We start from the raw sequence: 16,652 nt of genomic DNA, 5'->3' as shown, positions 1-16,652 counted from the left end.
TCCGGACGGTGATCTCGACGCCGACGCGACCGCGTCCAGCAGCGCGCGCCGGACGCGCCGTGCGCCTCGGCGGCGGCGAGCGCGGCGGGCACGACGGACGCCGACGGGTGCAGCACCGACGGCAGGTGCGTGTCGTCGAAGTCGAGGGAGTGCGCGAGGGTGCCGTTCAGCAGCGCGGCGTTGGGCTCGGGCAGCCGGGCGGCGGTGCCGATTCCGGTGGCCCGGCCCGCGCCGCCCCACTCGGCGACGAGCGACCCCACGGCGTGGGCCGGGGGCTCACCGGTGGCGGCGAGGCTGTTGCCCAGCACGTCGAGGACGCGGCGGGCCGCGTCGTCGCGCAGCTCGGCGGGCAGGCCCTCGGCCCGCACCCGCTCGGCGAGCGCGGCGAGCCGCTGGACGGGCGTGAGGTCGACGGTGGTCGCGGTCATGCCGACCCCGTTCCCGCGGAAACGGCCGCGAGCGGGCGCACCGGCGAACCGGTGCCGCCCTTGATCCGCAGCGGGGCCAGGACGAACGCGAACTCGTGCAGTCCCTCGTCCGCGAGCGCCTCCAGGTTCAGGTGCTCCATGATGAAGATCCCCGACTCGACGAGCAGGATCCGGTGGACGGGCAGGACGGCGTGGCCCGCGCCCTCCGGGATCTGCTCGTAGGCGGTGGTGTCGGCGCCGGTCGCGACGATCCGGCGGTCGGCGAGCCAGCGCGCCGCCTCGGGCGTCGCGCCGGGCACGCCGGTCTCCTTGCCCAGGTAGGCGGTGGTGTCGCCGAAGTTGCGGGCCCAGCCGGTGCGGATCAGCGCGACGTCGCCCGCGCGGGTTCGGCGCCCGCCCGCTTCGCGGCCAGGTCCAGGTCCTCGGCGGTCACGCCGTAGCCGGGCGGCAGGACGTCGACGCCGTGGACGGCGGCGACGTCCAGCAGCACGCCGCGGCGCAGCAGGCCGGGCAGGTTCTCGGCGCCGTGGCTGGTGAAGGCGCCGCCGCGCTGCGCGTCGCGGCGTCGACGCCGCCGTGCAGTTCGCCGTCGTGGCTGACGTGCGACAGCGCGTCGATGTGGGTGCCGACGTGCCCGCCGGTCACGATGATCTCGTTGGCGGCCGAACCGCCGTCCGGGCGCATCATGTCGCCGTGCCGCCGGATCAGCGTCATCCGGAACCCGGGATGGTTCGGCGAGCACGGCATGCCGGTGAAGAACGGCTGGCCCAGCTCGATCAGCCGGACGCCGCCGGCGACGGCGGCGAGCAGCGGGTCGGGGGTGCTCATGATCGTGTTCCTTCCTTGGGGGCGGTCCCGGCGGCGGCTTGCGCGGCCTCGAGAATTCCGGTGGCGCGCTCGACGACGGCCTTGTCCACGAAGCGTCCGGTGGAGTCGATCCACGCGGCCTCTCCGCGCTCGGCGAGGCGGTCCATCAGGTCGCGCGCCCACGCGACGTCGGACGGGTCGGGCGCGCACGCGTCGTGCACGACGGGGATCTGCGCGGGGTGGATCACCGACCGGCCGAAGAACCCGGCGCGCTGCCCGGTGCGGGTGTCGGCGGCGAGCCCGTCCAGGTCGCGGACGGCCGTCCAGACGCTCTGCGGCGGGCTCGGCAGCCCGGCGGCGCGGGCGGCCACGACGATCCGCGAGCGCGGCCAGGCCAGGGCGGCGCGCCCGCGCGCAGGTCGGCCGACAGGTCGGCCTCGCCGAGCGAGATCCCCGCGACCAGCGGGTGCGCGGTGGCCAGGGCGAACGCCCGCTCGACGCCGAGGGCGGACTCGACGACCGGCAGGACGGGCGCGCCCAGCGTCGTCGGCGACGCGGCGCAGCTCGTCCGGGTCCTCGCACTTGGGGATCCGGACGCCGGCGAGCGAGCCGGGTCGGCGGCGGCGACGGCCGCGGCGAGGGCGGTGACGTCGTCGGCGCTCTCGGGCGTCGCGGGCGCGTTGATCCGCACGTGCGCCCGGCGTCCGCCGTCGAGGCCGGCGAGGACGTCGGCGACGGTGGCGGCGCGCGTCCGCCTTCGCGGCGGGCGCGACGGCGTCCTCCAGGTCGAGGATCACCGTGTCGGCGTCCGAGCCCAGGGCCTTGGCGATGCGGTCGGGCCGGTCGCCGGGCACGTACAGCCAGGTGCGGGGGATCAACGGATCACGCCCTTGTCGCGCAGCGCGTCCAGCTCGGCCTCGCCGACCCCGTACCGGCCGAGGATCTCGGCGGTGTGCGCGCCGAGCGGCGGCCCGGCCGACTCGATGCGGCCCGGCGTCCGCGACAGGCGGAACAGGACGTTCTGCATCTTCACCGGGCCGAGCTCGTCGTCGGGGACGGTCGCGATGGTGCCGAGCGCGTCGAACTGCGGGTCGGTCATCACGTCGGCGGCGGTGTAGATCGGGGCGACGGCGGCCTCGGCCTCCTCGAACGCGCGGACGACCTCGTCGCGGTCCCGCGCGGCGATCCAGGAGCCGACGGCCTCGTCCAGTTCGTCCGCGTGCTTCGCGCGTTCCGCGCCGGTCGCGAACCACGGCTCGTCGATGAACTCGGGACGCCCGACCAGCCGCATCACCCGCTCGGCGATCGACTGGGCGCTGGTGGAGATCGCGACCCAGCCGCCGTCGCGGGTGCGGTAGGTGTTGCGCGGCGCGTTGTTGTGGGACCGGTTGCCGGTGCGCGCCTGCAGCTCGCCGAGCTGGTCGTAGGTGATGATCTGCGGGCCGAGCAGGGTGAGGATCGGCTCGATGATGGCCAGGTCGACGACCTGGCCCTCGCCGGTCGCCTCCCGCGCCCGCAGCGCGGTCATCACCGCGTACGCGGTGGTCAGCGCGGCGATCCCGTCGGCGAGGCCGAACGGCGGCAGCGTCGGCGGGCCGTCCGGTTCGCCGGTGATCGCGGCGAACCCGCTCATCGCCTCGGCGAGCGTCCCGAAGCCGGGGCGCCGCGAGTAGGGGCCGGTCTGCCCGAAGCCGGTGACGCGGGCCAGCACCAGGCCGGGGTTGATCTTCTTCAGCTCGTCGTAGCCGAGGCCCCAGCGCTCCAGCGTCCCGGGGCGGAAGTTCTCGATGACGACGTCGGCGTCGGCGGCGAGCTTGCGGAACAGCTCCTGCCCCTCGGGGGAGCCGAGGTAGAGGGTGACGGCCTTCTTGTTGCGGCCGAGCATCTTCCACCACAGCCCGACGCCGTCGCGCTGCGCGCCGTGGCTGCGCACCGGGTCGCCCTTGGGGTGCTCGATCTTGACGACCTCGGCCCCGAAGTCGGCGAGCAGCGTCGCCGCGAGCGGCCCGGCGAAGAGCGTGGCCGCGTCGAGGACGCGGACTCCGGACAGGGCGTCGGTCATGGGGCTACCGCCTTCGGTCGGTCTGTTACGCCTGTGTTTCGCTTGGAGGAACGATAGCCGATGTAAGTAGGATCGGACTATCGTCCCGGTGCCTCACAAGTTGGCACCGGTCATCGAGTTCAGTCAAGTTTCACCTAGATATTGACCTGATGACGTGACGGGTGCCACGATGGCGCATCGGTTGTCCGGCGTTTCTCTAAGCGGAACAAAGATCGATCGCAGAGACGAACAGCGCCGGACACGCATGGCGGGAGAGGTGAATGTCGGCTCGAAAGCTCGTCGCCGGGCTCGGCGCCTGCGCGGTCCTGCTGGCCGCCGCGGGCTGCGGCGGCTCGGCGCCGTCCGGTGCCGCGGGAGCGGGCGCGGACGCGACCAGGGGCCCGTCAAGATCGGCGCGCTGCATCCGGTCAGCGGCGGCAACGCGGTCGACGGCCAGCAGATGCGGCGCGGCGCGCGGATGGCGGCGGAAGCGATCAACGCGAACGGGGGCATCAAGGCCCTCGGCGGCCGCAAGGTCGAGATCGTCGCGGGGGACACCCAGGGCAAGGCCGAGGTCGGCCAGAGCGAAGCCCAGCGGCTGATCTCCGAAGGCGCCGTCGGGATCGTCGGCACCTACCAGAGCGCCGTCAGCACGAACGTCGCGGTCGTCGCCGAACGCAACGAGGTGCCGTTCGTCATGGACGTCACCGCGTCGGACGAGATCTTCGCGCACGGCTACGACTACTCGTTCCGCGTCCAGCCCGGCAGCGCGGTCATCTCGGCCGCCGCCGCGAAGTACCTGAAGGCGGTCTCGCAGGAGGCCGGGAAGCCGGTGCGGAAGGTCGCGTTCCTGCACGAGCAGAGCGACTTCGGCAGCGGCGCCGCCGAGGCGTTCGCCGCGGCCGCCGCGGGGCTCGGGATCGAGGTCGACCCGGTCATCAGCTACGACGCGGCGACCGTCTCCGACCTCACCGCGCAGATCACGCAGGTCAAGGCGTCCGGCGCGGACGTCCTGGCGATCGCCGGCTACTACCGCGACGGGCTGCTCGCCGCGAAGGCGATCAACGCGGTCAAGCCCGATCTGAACGCCGTCTGGGGCGTCTCCAACGGGGCGTTCGACCAGCCCAAGTTCGTCACCGACACCGGTGCGCTCGGTGAGCGGTACTTCAGCACCAACTACCACTTCGACGCGCAGGACCCGCAGACGCGGAAGCTGCGCGCCGAGTACCAGCGGCGCTACGGCGCCCCCATGCGCACGGGCGCGGTCCTCGCCTACGACGCGGTCCAGACGATCGCCGCGGGCGTGGAACGCGCGGGCGCCACCGACCCGGTGAAGGTGCGCGACGGGATCGCGGCCTCCGAGGTCGAGCCCCTCACGGTCGGGTCCGGCCCGATCTCCTTCGCCCCCAACGGAGACAACGAGAACGCCCTCCCGGTTCTCATGCAGGTGCAGGACGGCAAGGTCGTGCAGGTCTATCCGCAGGAGAAGGCCGAGGCCGAACCCAACTACTCGGTGACGTGGCGGTCATGAGCGAAATCGACAACGGCGGGACGGCCTCGGCGCCGATCCCCGCGAACCCCGAACCAAACCCGATCCGGCGGCTGCTCGCCGGGTCCGACGGCACCGGCGCCCTGCTGCGGCGCGCGGGCGTCGTCGGCGGCCTGGCGGTCATCGCGATCGCGGTCGCGCTGCTGAAGTCGGGCAGCGGCCTGGTCGTCTGGCAGTCGGTGGTCACCGGCCTGCTGATGGGCGGGCTGTACGGGCTCATCGCGATGGGCCTCACGCTGATCTTCGGCGTGCTCGACATCGTCAACTTCGCGCACGGCGCCCTGCTGGCGATCGCGATGTTCATCGCGTTCGGCGTCGTCCAGGGCACCGGCGTCCACCCCTACCTCACGCTGCTGGTGGCGGTGCCCGCGCTGTTCCTCATCGGCGCGGTCGTCCACCGCGGCCTGCTGTCGGGGACGGGCGGCGCGTCGCTGGAGAACCAGCTGCTGATCACGCTCGGGCTGTCGCTGCTGCTGGAGAACGGCCTGCTGATGTTCTTCGGCGCCGAGCCCAAGAACGTGGCGCTGCCCGGCGACTTCCAGTTCTCCCTCTTCGGCGCCGTCGTCGCCGGGGGGCGGCTGTACGCGTTCGCCGGGGCGCTGCTCATCGGCGCGGTGCTGTTCTGGCTGCTGCGCCGCACCCGGTTCGGGACGGCGATCCGCGCGGTCGCCGCGAACGGGCAGGGCGCCGAACTCGTCGGCGTGAACGTCCGGCGCGTCCACACCGTCACCTTCGGCATCGGGACGGCGTGCGCCGGCGCGGCCGCCGTGCTGGCCGCGCCGCTGGTCACGGTGACGCCGACGCTCGGCGAGCAGTTCAACATCACCGCGTTCGTCGTGGTCGTCCTCGGCGGAATGGGCAACGTGGCGGGCGCGCTCGTCGGCGGCCTGCTGATCGGGCTCGTCGAGCAGCTCACCACGATCTACATGGACGGCCAGAGCTCGCTGCTCGGCGTGTTCGTCGTCTTCCTGGTCGTGCTGTTCCTGCGGCCGCAGGGTCTGTTCGGGAGGCGCGCATGACCGGCATCACCATCACCGGCGGGCGCGACGCGGCCGCCGACCGTTCCGCCGAGGCGCCGCCGCTGCGGCCGCAGAACCGGCAGCTGATCGTGCTCGGCGTGCTGCTGCTCGTCGCGATCCCGCTGCCGCTGCTGCTGCCGTCCGCGCAGGGCGCCGTCGCCGTCCGCATCCTGATCTTCGCGATCATGGCGATCGGCTGGAACACCATGAGCGGCTTCGGCGGCATGTTCAGCTTCGGCCACGCCGCGTTCTTCGGCCTCGGCGCCTACACCAGCGCCTACCTGCTGGTGAACCACGGCGTCTCGCCGTGGATCGGGATGCTCGCCGGGATGGCCGTCGCCGCCCTCGCCGCCGTGGTCATCGGATACTTCGCGTTCCGGTACAAGCTGCAGGGCGCGTACTTCGCGCTCGCGACGTTCGCGTTCGCCGAGATGCTGCGGCTGATCGTCACCACGACCGACTTCACCAACAAGGCGGTCGGGTTCACGGTCCCGCTGATCGACGGCTCGTCGCTGTGGAAGATCCAGTTCCCGGCGGACTCGCCCGCCTACTTCTGGGTCGCGCTCGCCCTCGCCGGGCTCGCCGCCCTGGTCAGCATCCTGTTCCTGCACTCGCGCACCGGACGGTACGTCACCGCGATCCGCGACGACGAGCTCGCCGCCGCGTCCCTCGGCGCCCCCGTGATGCGGTACAAGCTGATCACCGTCGCGCTCTCCGCCGCGATCACCGCGGTCGCCGGGGCGTTCTACACGCAGTACTACCTGTTCGTGAACCCCGAGCTGGCGTTCGGCTCCTCGGTGTCGGTCCAGGCGATCGCGACCGTGGTCATCGGCGGCATCGGGACGATCTGGGGCCCGGTCGTCGGCGCGGTCATCGTCGGCTCGCTGTCCGACGTCACCGCGACGCTGCTGCGCACCCCGCCGGAGTTCCTGAACTTCCTGCAGGGCCGCAGCGGCCTCGACGTCGCGCTGTACGCGATCTTGCTGATCCTGATCGTCCGACTGCTGCCCAAGGGGATCGTCGGGACGCTGACCGCGAGGTGGAGGAGACGATGAGCATCCTCGAAGCAACCGGCGTGGGCAAGGGCTTCCGGGGCCTGCGCGCGCTGTCCGACGTGGACTTCCGCGTCGAGCAGGGCGAGATCCTCGGCATCATCGGCCCGAACGGGGCGGGCAAGACGACGCTGTTCAACGTCGTGTGCGGCGCCCTCGCCCCCGACACCGGCACCGTCGTGTTCGGCGGCAAGGACGTCACCGGTCACAAGCCGCACCGCATCGCCCGCGCGGGCATGGTCCGCACGTTCCAGCTCATGCGGCCGTTCGCGAGCATGACCGTGCAGGAGAACGTGAGCCTCGCCGCCCAGCACGAGCGGCTGCCGGCCCGCCGCCTGCGCGAGACGTCCATGGACATCGTCGAACGGGTCGGGCTCGGCGGCTGGGCGCACCGCCCCGCGACCGAGCTGCCGACCGCCGGGCTCAAGCGCCTCGAACTCGCCCGCGCCCTCGCGATGAAGCCCCGCGTGCTGCTGCTCGACGAGGTGCTCGCGGGACTGGTGCCGTCCGAGCGCGAACCCGTGCTGGACCTCCTGGCGGACCTGCGCGAGCAGGACGGCACGACCCTGCTGTTCATCGAGCACATCATGGCGGCGGTGATGCGGCTGTCGGACCGCGTCCTGGTCCTCGACCAGGGCACGGTGCTCGCGACCGGCTCCGCCGAGGAGGTCACCTCCGACCCCCGCGTGATCGAGGCGTACCTCGGAGAGGAGCCCGGCGATGCTGAAGCTTGAGCGGGTCTGCTGCGGCTACGGCCGCATGCAGATCCTGCACGACGTCGACCTGCACCTGGACGAGGGCGAGATCGTCGCGCTCGTCGGCGCGAACGGCGCGGGCAAGACGACCACCCTGCGCGCCGTCTGCGGCCAGCTCCGCCCCGGCTCGGGGACGATCACCTTCGACGGCGCCTCCACCCTCGGCCGCCGCCCCGACGAGCTCGTCCGGGACGGCCTCGTGCACGTCCCCGAGGACCGCGCCCTGTTCGGCACCCTCACCGTCGAGGAGAACCTCCGGATGGGCGGGTGGACGCGCACCGCCGCGGAGGCCGAGGAGTCCATGCGCGAGGTGTTCGAGCTGTTCCCCATCCTGGCCGAACGCCGCCACCAGGTCGCGCAGACCTTCAGCGGCGGGCAGCAGCAGATGCTCGCGATCGCCCGTGCGCTGATGGCCCGCCCCCGGCTGCTGATGCTGGACGAGCCGTCCACCGGCCTGTCGCCCAAGCTGACGTGGACGATGCTCGACGCCGTCAAGCGGATCCGCGACACCGGCGTCGCCGTCCTGCTGGTCGAGCAGAACGCCAAGCAGGCGCTCGGCATCGCCGACCGCGCGTACGTGATGGAGAGCGGAGCGACCGTCCTGCACGGCACCGGCGCCGAGCTGGCCGGCTCCGCCGAGGTGAGGAAGGCGTACCTGGGGCTGTGACAGATGCGGACATGACGGACCGCGCGCGGGAGGCCGCCGCGCGGCTGGGGGAGTGGGCGGCCGGGCTCGACGCCGCGGACGTGCCGGGGCCGGTGCTCGACCGGCTCTCGCTCGTCCTCCTGGACACCCTCGGGGTGACGGCGCTGGGCGCCGCGCTCGACGAGCAGCGGGCGCTGCGCGCCGCCTGGAGCGCGCCGGACGGGCCCGCGCCGCTGATCCCGGCGGTGGTCGGTCGCGGTGGACGCCGCCGCCTGGCTGAACGCGAACGCGCTGGTCTCGCTCGAACTGGACGAGGGCAACAAGTACGCCAAGGGGCATCCGGCGGCGCACGGGTTCCCGGCCGTCCTGGCGCTGGCCGCCGAACGGGTCGCGACCGGCGCCGACACCGCCGCCGCCGCGCTGCTGGCCGCCTACGAGGTCGCCGCCCGGTTCGGGCGCGCCGCCCGGCTCCGCGACGGCGCCCACCCGCACGGGAACTGGGGCGTCGCGGGCGCCGCTCGCGGGCTGCGCCCGGCTGCTCGGCCTGGACGCCGCCGCGACCGCCGCCGCGATCGACGCGGGCGCGGGCCTCCCGGTCGCCGGGCATTCGCGTCCGCGACGACGGCAACCCGGTCCGCAACGCGTGGATGGGCGCGTCGAACGTCTCGGGCCTGGCGGCCGCGAGGATGGCGGCGGCCGGGGTCGCCCGCAACACCGGCACGGCCGCGCTGTCCCTCGGGACGCTGCTCGGCGAGCTGGACACGGCCGAGCTGACCGGCGGCCTCGGCGAGCGGTGGGACGTCACGCGCGGCTACTTCAAGCGGCACGCGTCCTGCTCGTTCACCCACCCGGCGGCCGACGCCGCCCTCGATCTGCGTGCGGGCCTCGACCCGTCCCGGATCACGTCCGTCCTGGTGGAGACGCACGCGCTGGGCGCGGGCCTCGCGTCCGCCGAGTGGGACAACCGGCTGTCGGCGATGTTCTCCACCCCGTTCGCCGTCGCCGCCGCACTGCTCGACGGCAGGTCGGGCCCCGGCGCGTCCGGCCCCGGACGGCTCGGCGACCCGGACCTGCGCGGCCTCGCCCGGCGCGTCCGCGTGGCCGCCGCCGACGACCTGACCGCGCGGCTGCCCGACGAGCGCCCCGCCCGCGTCACCGTCGTCCTGGACGACGGCTCGGCGATCGTCCGCGAGGCGCCGAACCCGGTCGGGGACGCCGACCACCACCCCCTGGACGAGCGCGACGTCGTGCGGCTGCTGCACCGGTGGCTGCCCGGCGGATCCGCGCTGATCGGACGGGCCGCCGGGTTCGCCCGCGACCTGCCGACCCTGCGGCGCGTCGAGCTGCGCGGGCTCGCCGACCTCGAGAACTAAGGAGATGAGCCGATGCGCGCCCTCGCGGTGACGCCGATCCACCTGCCGCCGGACGAGATCCGGCGGCGGCAGGCCCGCTACGACCGGCTGGCCCCGCCCGGCCTGACGGTCGAGCTGCGCGACGTCGGCCCCGCCGCGCCCCCGTCCCTGGAGGACGAGGCGTCCGTGCGGGCGTCCGAGAAGGCCGTCGCGGCCGCGCTCGCCGAGGCCGGGGACGGCTTCGACCTCGCGTTCCCCGACTGCGTCCTCGACCCGGCCGTCCCCGACGGCCCGGCGGCCGGGGGCCTCCCGGTGAACGGGCTGCTCAAACTGAGTAGTATGCACCTCTCTGCGCTTAATATCCGATTTGGTGCGGTGGTGCGGAACGAGGCGATCGGCGCGGAGCTGGACCGCCGGCTGCGGGCCTACGGCCTCGGCGGAAACCTCGCCGGGATCGCGATCCTCGCGCTGCCGTTCGACGCGATCGCCGACACGGCCGCCTGGAACGCCGCGCTCGGCGACGCCGTCGGCGTCCTGGCGAAGGCCGGGGCCACCGCGGTGATCAACGGCTGCTCGGCGGTGGACGTCGAGGACGCGACACCGGCCGCCGCCGTCGTCGACCCGACGGCCCTCGCCCTGCGCCTCCTCGTCGCCCGCGCCGAAGCGGACGAAGCGGTGACCGGAAGGAGCGCGGCATGACCGGCCGGAACGCCCGGAGCGTGGTCGCATGAGCGGCGGACCCGACCTCGTCGTCGCGGGCGCGGGCGGCGGGCTCGCCGGTGCCCTGCGCGCCGCCGAACTGGGGCTCGACGTGCTGGTGATCGAGGCGGACGAGCACTTCCGGCGCGGCAACAACACCTCGATGTCGACCGCGATGTTCCCCGGCGCCGGATCGCGCTGGCAGCGGGACGCGGGCGTCGACGACTCCCCGGACCGGTTCGTCGCCGACATCGACGCCAAGACCGGCGGGACGGCCGACGCGCGGCTCGCCCGCACGCTCGCCGAGGTCAGCGCGCCGCTCGTCGAGTGGCTCGCCGACTCCGTCGAGCTGCCCCTGTCGCTGGTCACCGACTTCAATTACCCGGGCCACGCGGTGCCCCGCTGCCACTCGGTCCCCGGGCGGCACGGCTCGACCGTGATCGACCACCTGGCCCGGCGCGCCCGCGCGCACCCGAACATCGACCTGCTCGTCCCCGCCCGGCTCGCCGACGTCGCGACCGGCCCGGACGGCGCGGTGCGCGCGGCGGTCGTCCAGTACCCGGACGGCGCGCGCGAGGAGATCCCGACGCGGGCGGTGCTGCTCGCGACCAACGGCTACGGCGCCGACCGCGACCTCGTGGAGCGGCACCTCCCGGAGATCGCGGGCGCGTCTACCACGGCGGCGAGCACTCCAGGGGCGACGCGCTGCGGATCGGCGGCGGGCTCGGCGCGGCCACCGGCTACCTGGACGCCTACCAGGGCCACGGCGCCGTCTCGCCCGGCGCGGGCACCCTCGTCGGCTGGGCGACGGTCATCCACGGCGGGTTCATCGTCGACACCGGCGGCCGCCGGTTCGGCAACGAGACCCGCGGTTACTCCGAGTACGCCGCCGAGATCGCCGCCCGCCCGGACGCCACCGGCTGGATCGTCCTCGACAAGACCGTCCACGACCAGTGCAGCGCGTTCCAGGACTTCCGCGACACCGTCGCGTCCGGCGTCCTGTGTGGGCCGACGACGCCGCGGGCCTCGCCGCGGCGACCGGCCTGCCCGCGGGCGCCCTCGCCGACGAACTCGCGGCCGGACGCCGCCGGTCGCGCGCGGCGAGACCGCCGACGCGCACGGACGGACGAACTGGGAGCGGCCCCTCGAACCCCCGTACGCCGCCGTCCGCGTCGTCCCCGCCCTGTTCCACACGCAGGGCGGCCTGATCGTGAACGAGGACGCGGCGGTCGTCCGTCCGGACGACACCCCGATCCCGGGCCTGTACGCGGCGGGCGGTGCGGCCGCCGGGATCTCCGGCCACGGCGCCGCCGGCTACCTGCCCGGCAACGGACTGCTGCCCGCATTCGGGCTCGCGTACCTGGCGGCCGGTGCCGCCGCGCGCGGGCGAACGGCTCCCACCCCGCACAACGAAGGAGAATGAGATGGCGACGACCGAGCTGCTGATCAAGAACGTGCGGGTGGTCCGTCCCGACGCCCCCGACGGCACCGAGCCCGAGGCCCTCGACATCGCCGTCAACGACGGCAAGATCGTCCGGCTCGCCCCGGACCTGCCCGCCGACGACGCCGCCACGGTGGTGGACGGCGGCGGACTGCTGGCGTTCCCCGGCGTCGTGGACGCCCACCAGCACTGGGGCATCTACAACGAGCTGGCCACCGACACCCGCACCGAGAGCCGCGCGAGCGCGCAGGGCGGCGTCACGACGTCCCTGACCTACATGCGGACCGGCCAGTACTACCTCAACAAGGGCGGCCCCTACCGCGAGTTCTTCCCGGAGGTCCTGTCGGCGTCGCAGGGCAACGCCTACGTCGACTACGCGTTCCACCTGGCGCCGACGATGGCGCAGCACATCGACGAGATCCCGTACCTCGTCGAGGAGCACGGCGTCACCTCGTTCAAGATCTTCATGTTCTACGGCAGCCACGGGCTGCACGGCCGCTCCACCGGCCAGAGCGACTTCCTGATGACGCCGCCGGACGAGCGCTACGACATCGCGCACTTCGAGTTCGTCATGCGCGGCATCCAGAAGGCCCGCGAGGAGCTGTCCGACTACGCCGACCACATCTCCCTCTCGCTGCACTGCGAGACCGCCGAGATCATGACGGCGTACACCAAGCTCGTCGAGCAGGACGGCTCCCTCACGGGCCTGCGCGCCTACAGCGCGTCCCGCCCGCCGCACTCCGAGGGCCTCGCGGTCACCATCGCGTCCTACCTCGCGCACGAGACCGGCCTCCCGAACATCAACCTGCTGCACCTGTCGTCGGAGAAGGCGCTGTCGGCCGCCCTGACCATGAAGGCCGCGTTCCCGCACGTCGACTTCCGCCGCGAGGTCACCATCGGGCACCTGCTCGCCGACGTCGACACCGCGCACGGCCTCGGCGGCAAGGTCAACCCGCCGCTGCGCGAGCGCGACGACGTCGAGGCCCTCTGGCGGCACGTCCTGGCGGGCGACGTCGACTGGGTGGTCAGCGACCACGCCTGCTGCAAGGACGAGATGAAGTTCGGCTCCGACCGCGACGACATCTTCCTCGCCAAGTCCGGCTTCGGCGGCGCCGAGTACCTGCTGCCCGGCCTCGTCGGCGAGGGCGCCAAGCGGGGCCTGTCCCTGCAGCGGGCCGCCCGCCTCACCTCGTGGAACCCGGCCCGCCGCTACGGCCTGGTGAACAAGGGCACGATCGCCGAGGGCTACGACGCCGACATCGCCCTCGTCGACCCGGACGCGTCCTGGACGGTCCGCGCCGCCGACTCCGAGTCCACGCAGGAGTACACGCCGTTCGAGGGCTTCGCGATGACGGCGAAGGTCACCGACACGTTCGTCCGCGGCAACCGCGTCTACACGGGCGGCGAGGTCGTCGGCGACCCCGTCGGCAGGTACGTCCCGCGCGGCCGATGAGGTTCCCTAGGATCTTCGAGTGAGCAACGAGACCGTCGCCCCGCCCGCCGGCGGCACCGAGGTGGCCGGACGCGTCGGCGACGTCCTGCTGCTGTTCGCCGGCGGGCCCGAGTACCTCGGCGTCAGCGCGATCAGCCGGGAACTCGGCATCTCCAAGGCCGTGGTGCACCGCATCCTGCAGTCGCTGCTGTCGCGGGAGATGCTGGAGACCGACCCCGGCACCGCCCGGTACCGGCTCGGGCCCGCCGCCGTCGCGCTCGGCGTGAGCGCGCTGCGCCGTTTCAACATCCGCAACGCCGCCGCGCCCGCGCTGCGGCGGCTGCGGGACGAGACGGGCGAGACGACGACGCTGTCGGGCCTCGTCGGCGACGAGCGGGTCTACCTCGACCAGTTCGAGAGCCCGCACGAGGTCAAGATGACGGTCGAGGTGGGGCGCCGCTTCCCGCTGCACGCGGGCTCGTCGAGCCGGGTGATCCTCGCGTTCCTGCCGCAGGAGCGCCGCGAGACGATCCTGGCCCGGCCCCTCGCCGCCCTCACCGACCGGACGGTCACCGACGGGGCGGTCCTGCGCGACCGCCTCGCCGAGGCCGCCCGCGAGGGCGTCGCGCTCTCCCTCGGCGAACGCCAGGCCGACGCCGGGTCGGTCGCGCGCCGCTGTTCGGCCCGGACGGCGACGTCCACGGCGCGATCAGCGTCTGCGGCCCCCGCCACCGCTTCACCACCGAGACCGTCGCCCGGTACCGCACGCTCGTCCGCGACGCCGCCGACGAGATCACCCGGAACTGGACGACGCACCGGTAGGACGTCCGGAAGCCGGGCGCCGCCCGTCCGGCCGAGGCGATGCCCGCGCTTCGGCTAGACGGCGACGTCGCGTTCGGCGACCACGCTCGTGATCCGGGCGCGCACGAGGTACTCGCCGGGAACGGCGTTGCGGGCGCCGAACTCCTCGGCCCGGTCGGCGCCCATGTAGCGGGCCCCGATCGCGGTGGCGCGGCGCCGCAGCTCGTCGAGATCCTCGACGAGCGTCGCCTCGGCGCGCAGCAGCACGAACGAGTACGGCGGCTCCTGGTCGTCCACGCACACCGACAGGCGCGGGTCGCGGGCCAGCGCGCGGCCCTTGACCGTCTCCGCGCCGGTGTTGAACAGCAGCTCGTCGCCGTCCAGGACGAACCAGATCGGCGTGACGTGCGGCGAGCCGTCCTTGCGGACGACGGCGCACTTGCCGGTCCGGGTACCCGCGGTGACGAACGCGCGCCACTCGCTCTCGGTCATCTTCTCCATACGCCCAGTCTGCCTCACAAGATCATCGAGGTGGCCGCTACGGTGGGCGACATGCAGACGTCCACCGCGCACGGGCCGGCCGAGGTCACCCTCGACGAGCCCGCCGACCGCGCGTTCCTGCTGGTCCTGACGCACGGGTCGAACGGGGGAGTGGACGCGCCCGACCTCCTCGGTCTCGGCGCGGCGCCGCGGCGGGCGGCGCGGTCGCGCGGGTGATGCAGCCGTTCCGGCTGGCGGGCCGCCGGGCGCCCGGGTCGGCGGTGAAGCAGGACGAGGCGTGGCTGCAGGTCGTCGGGGCGCTGCGCGAGAGTTCGGGGACGTCCCGCTGGTGCAGGGCGGCCGGAGCAACGGCGCGCGGGTGGCGTGCCGGACGGCGCGGGCGGCCGGGGCCGCGGGGGTGCTGGCGCTCGCGTTCCCGCTGCATCCGCCGGGCAAGCCGGAGCGGTCGCGGGCGGACGAGCTGCGTTCCGCGGGCGCGAGGTGCTCGTGGTGAACGGCGACCGGGACCCGTTCGGCGTCCCGGACGCGGCCGACGCGCGCGCGGGTCGTCGTGCTGCCGGGGGAGCGGCACGAGCTGGCGAAGGATCCGGCGGCGGTCGCGGCGGCGGCGGTCCCGTGGCTGCGGCGCTGGGCCGCGTCCCGGACCGCCGTCTCCCCGTGAACGGATCGGCGGATGGAGGGTTTCCCCTCTGGGCCGGGGGGCCCGGAGGGCTGGCGGGCGTGCGCCCGCGGGTCGATCATCGGTGCTGCCGGTCCCCCCGTGGCGACCGGCCCCCTGGTGGCCTAGGCCGCGGGCGACGCCTGCAGGTCCGTCGGCCGGTGCGGTGCGATGACTCCCCCGTCGGGCAGCAGCTCACCGGTGTCCTCGAAAAGCACGACGCCGTTGCACAGCAGGCTCCACCCCTGCTCGGGGCGGGCGGCCAGCGTGCGTGCGGCGTCGCGGTCGGGTGCGTCGTGCGCGGGACAGGGCGGCTGGTGCGGGCACATCGTGTGCCTCCGGTTCAACTACTGGTCGGTGGACTTTCCTTTATTGACGCACCCCAGTGTGGAACGGTTCGACCCCATCGGCTATAGCCCGTTGGGACGATTGTCCTCTGGTACCGGAGCAGGGCGGATTTGTGACCCGCCTCACTCCGAGGTGCAGTACATAGCGTCCCCCGCGCTCGATAACGGATGAAGAACGACACGCCGAAGATCGGCAAACGTTCCAAATGGTCCGGCCACCGTCACCGGACCGCCCGGTTCCGGCCACCGGATGCGATCGTTTCTCCCGGAGGCGGCCTCCGCGCGCCCTACGATGTCCTGCGGGTGCGGGCCGATGGAGGGGGAGGCCGGGATGCGCGTCGCGCTGTTCGTCGCGTGCTACGACGACGCGTGGTTCCCCGACACGGGGAAGGCCGCGACGGTGCTGCTCGAACGGCTCGGGCACGAGGTCGTCCACCCGCCCGGGCAGACCTGCTGCGGGCAGTTCCACTGGACCACCGGGTACCGCCGCGAGGCCGCCGAGCTCGCCCGCGCCTTCACCCGGGTCTTCGCCGGGACGGACGCGATCGTCGCGCCGTCCGCGTCGTGCGCGGCGGCCGTCCGGGACGCCTACCCGCGGATCGCGCGGACCGTCCGCGACCCGGCCCTGGCCGGCGCCGCCGAAGCCCTCGCCGTGTACGAGCTGACCGAGTTCCTGGTGGACGTCCTCGACGTCACCGACGTCGGCGCCTACTACCCGCACCGGGTCGCCTACCACCCGACGTGCCAGTCCGCGCGGGCCCTCGGCGTCGCGGGCCGTCCGGAGCGGCTGCTGCGCGCCGTCCGGGGCCTGGAACTGGTCGACCTGCCCGCCGCCGACGAGTGCTGCGGGTTCGGGGGCGCGTTCGCGATGAAGAACGCCGACGTGTCCGTCGCCATGGTCGCCGACAAGATCCGCCACGTCCGCGACACCGGCGCCGACGTGGTGTGCGCCGTCGACAACTCCTGCCTCGCGCACATCGGCGGGGCGCTGTCGCGGCTGCGCGGCGCGTCCGCGTCGCCCACCTGGCCGAGATCCTGGCCGGGACGGGCCCCGCGTGAAGCCCCCCGGATCAGGACCGCCGGACGCCCTGGCGCCGGCGATCGCGTCGCGCAGCGGGCGGGCC

At 73.9% G+C, this 16,652-nt stretch carries 16 protein-coding genes and 4 pseudogenes; 13 read left to right on the top strand and 7 right to left on the bottom strand.

The features are described 5' to 3' along the window. Positions 1-56 precede the first annotated feature (56 nt). The 5 genes and pseudogenes from BJF79_RS64805 to BJF79_RS47450 all read right to left on the bottom strand — a co-directional run. Positions 57-428, bottom strand: a pseudogene (locus BJF79_RS64805) (MmgE/PrpD family protein); the annotation flags it as partial. Beyond that, positions 425-790 carry a cyclase family protein gene (locus BJF79_RS64800; protein ID WP_262403622.1) on the bottom strand — a complete coding sequence of 122 codons (366 nt, stop codon included), beginning with the start codon at positions 788-790 and terminating at the stop codon, positions 425-427. The gene BJF79_RS64800 and the pseudogene BJF79_RS64805, both read right to left, overlap by 4 nt. Before the next feature lie 67 nt (positions 791-857). Further along, complete coding sequence (locus BJF79_RS64795; protein ID WP_262403618.1) at positions 858-1,256, bottom strand: cyclase family protein; 399 nt, start codon at positions 1,254-1,256, stop codon at positions 858-860. Then, on the bottom strand, positions 1,253-2,113 hold the full coding sequence (locus tag BJF79_RS47455; protein WP_262403617.1) for an HpcH/HpaI aldolase/citrate lyase family protein: 861 nt from the start codon (positions 2,111-2,113) through the stop codon (positions 1,253-1,255). Before BJF79_RS47455 ends, BJF79_RS64795 begins: the two co-directional genes overlap by 4 nt. Further along, positions 2,110-3,297: a CaiB/BaiF CoA transferase family protein gene (locus BJF79_RS47450; protein WP_075907176.1), complete on the bottom strand. Its 1,188-nt coding sequence runs from the start codon at positions 3,295-3,297 to the stop codon at positions 2,110-2,112. Before BJF79_RS47450 ends, BJF79_RS47455 begins: the two co-directional genes overlap by 4 nt. Before the next feature lie 256 nt (positions 3,298-3,553). Between BJF79_RS47450 and BJF79_RS47445 the strand changes: the two genes are divergently transcribed. The 11 genes and pseudogenes from BJF79_RS47445 to BJF79_RS47400 all read left to right on the top strand — a co-directional run bounded on the left by BJF79_RS47445 (position 3,554) and on the right by BJF79_RS47400 (position 14,043). Continuing rightward, on the top strand, positions 3,554-4,807 hold the full coding sequence (locus BJF79_RS47445; protein ID WP_262403616.1) for an ABC transporter substrate-binding protein: 1,254 nt from the start codon (positions 3,554-3,556) through the stop codon (positions 4,805-4,807). Continuing rightward, positions 4,804-5,844, top strand: a complete 1,041-nt coding sequence (locus BJF79_RS47440; protein ID WP_083734784.1) for a branched-chain amino acid ABC transporter permease — start codon at positions 4,804-4,806, stop codon at positions 5,842-5,844. The genes BJF79_RS47445 and BJF79_RS47440 overlap by 4 nt, the downstream gene beginning before the upstream one ends. Then, complete coding sequence (locus tag BJF79_RS47435) at positions 5,841-6,899, top strand: branched-chain amino acid ABC transporter permease (protein ID WP_075907175.1); 1,059 nt, start codon at positions 5,841-5,843, stop codon at positions 6,897-6,899. The genes BJF79_RS47440 and BJF79_RS47435 overlap by 4 nt, the downstream gene beginning before the upstream one ends. Further along, a complete protein-coding gene (locus BJF79_RS47430) occupies positions 6,896-7,630 on the top strand; it encodes an ABC transporter ATP-binding protein (RefSeq protein WP_075907187.1) in 735 nt (244 codons plus the stop codon). Before BJF79_RS47435 ends, BJF79_RS47430 begins: the two co-directional genes overlap by 4 nt. Continuing rightward, a complete protein-coding gene (locus BJF79_RS47425) occupies positions 7,617-8,318 on the top strand; it encodes an ABC transporter ATP-binding protein (protein ID WP_075907174.1) in 702 nt (233 codons plus the stop codon). The genes BJF79_RS47430 and BJF79_RS47425 overlap by 14 nt, the downstream gene beginning before the upstream one ends. A 237-nt stretch (positions 8,319-8,555) precedes the next feature. Then, positions 8,556-9,071, top strand: coding sequence for an MmgE/PrpD family protein (locus tag BJF79_RS68085; protein ID WP_410050232.1), 516 nt, complete (start codon positions 8,556-8,558; stop codon positions 9,069-9,071). Continuing rightward, positions 8,984-9,670: a hypothetical protein gene (locus BJF79_RS68080; RefSeq protein WP_410050231.1), complete on the top strand. Its 687-nt coding sequence runs from the start codon at positions 8,984-8,986 to the stop codon at positions 9,668-9,670. The genes BJF79_RS68085 and BJF79_RS68080 overlap by 88 nt, the downstream gene beginning before the upstream one ends. 12 nt (positions 9,671-9,682) lie before the next feature. Continuing rightward, positions 9,683-10,348, top strand: a complete 666-nt coding sequence (locus BJF79_RS47415; RefSeq protein WP_075907173.1) for an aspartate/glutamate racemase family protein — start codon at positions 9,683-9,685, stop codon at positions 10,346-10,348. Between the two features lie 28 nt (positions 10,349-10,376). Next, positions 10,377-11,771 (top strand): FAD-binding protein, encoded by a 1,395-nt coding sequence (locus BJF79_RS47410; RefSeq protein ID WP_262403614.1) that lies wholly within the window; start codon positions 10,377-10,379, stop codon positions 11,769-11,771. Between the two features lies 1 nt (position 11,772). Then, complete coding sequence (locus tag BJF79_RS47405) at positions 11,773-13,242, top strand: dihydroorotase (RefSeq protein ID WP_075907172.1); 1,470 nt, start codon at positions 11,773-11,775, stop codon at positions 13,240-13,242. A 19-nt stretch (positions 13,243-13,261) separates the two neighbouring features. Continuing rightward, a pseudogene (locus BJF79_RS47400) lies at positions 13,262-14,043 on the top strand (IclR family transcriptional regulator). 54 nt (positions 14,044-14,097) lie between these two features. Here the strand turns inward: BJF79_RS47400 and BJF79_RS47395 are convergent. Continuing rightward, a complete protein-coding gene (locus tag BJF79_RS47395) occupies positions 14,098-14,523 on the bottom strand; it encodes a PPOX class F420-dependent oxidoreductase (RefSeq protein WP_075907171.1) in 426 nt (141 codons plus the stop codon). Positions 14,524-14,574: 51 nt separating this feature from the next. Here BJF79_RS47395 and BJF79_RS47390 point away from each other — a divergent pair. Further along, positions 14,575-15,184, top strand: a pseudogene (locus BJF79_RS47390) (alpha/beta family hydrolase). A gap of 122 nt (positions 15,185-15,306) precedes the next feature. Here BJF79_RS47390 and BJF79_RS47385 read toward each other — a convergent pair. Then, on the bottom strand, positions 15,307-15,510 hold the full coding sequence (locus BJF79_RS47385; protein ID WP_075907170.1) for a DUF5999 family protein: 204 nt from the start codon (positions 15,508-15,510) through the stop codon (positions 15,307-15,309). 349 nt (positions 15,511-15,859) lie between these two features. Between BJF79_RS47385 and BJF79_RS47380 the strand changes: the two are divergent. Next, a pseudogene (locus BJF79_RS47380) lies at positions 15,860-16,587 on the top strand ((Fe-S)-binding protein). Positions 16,588-16,652 lie beyond the last annotated feature (65 nt).

Origin of the sequence: Actinomadura sp. CNU-125 (assembly GCF_001942465.1) — a bacterium.
Lineage (GTDB): Bacteria > Actinomycetota > Actinomycetes > Streptosporangiales > Streptosporangiaceae > Spirillospora.
This window is presented reverse-complemented; position numbering and strand designations above follow the sequence as displayed.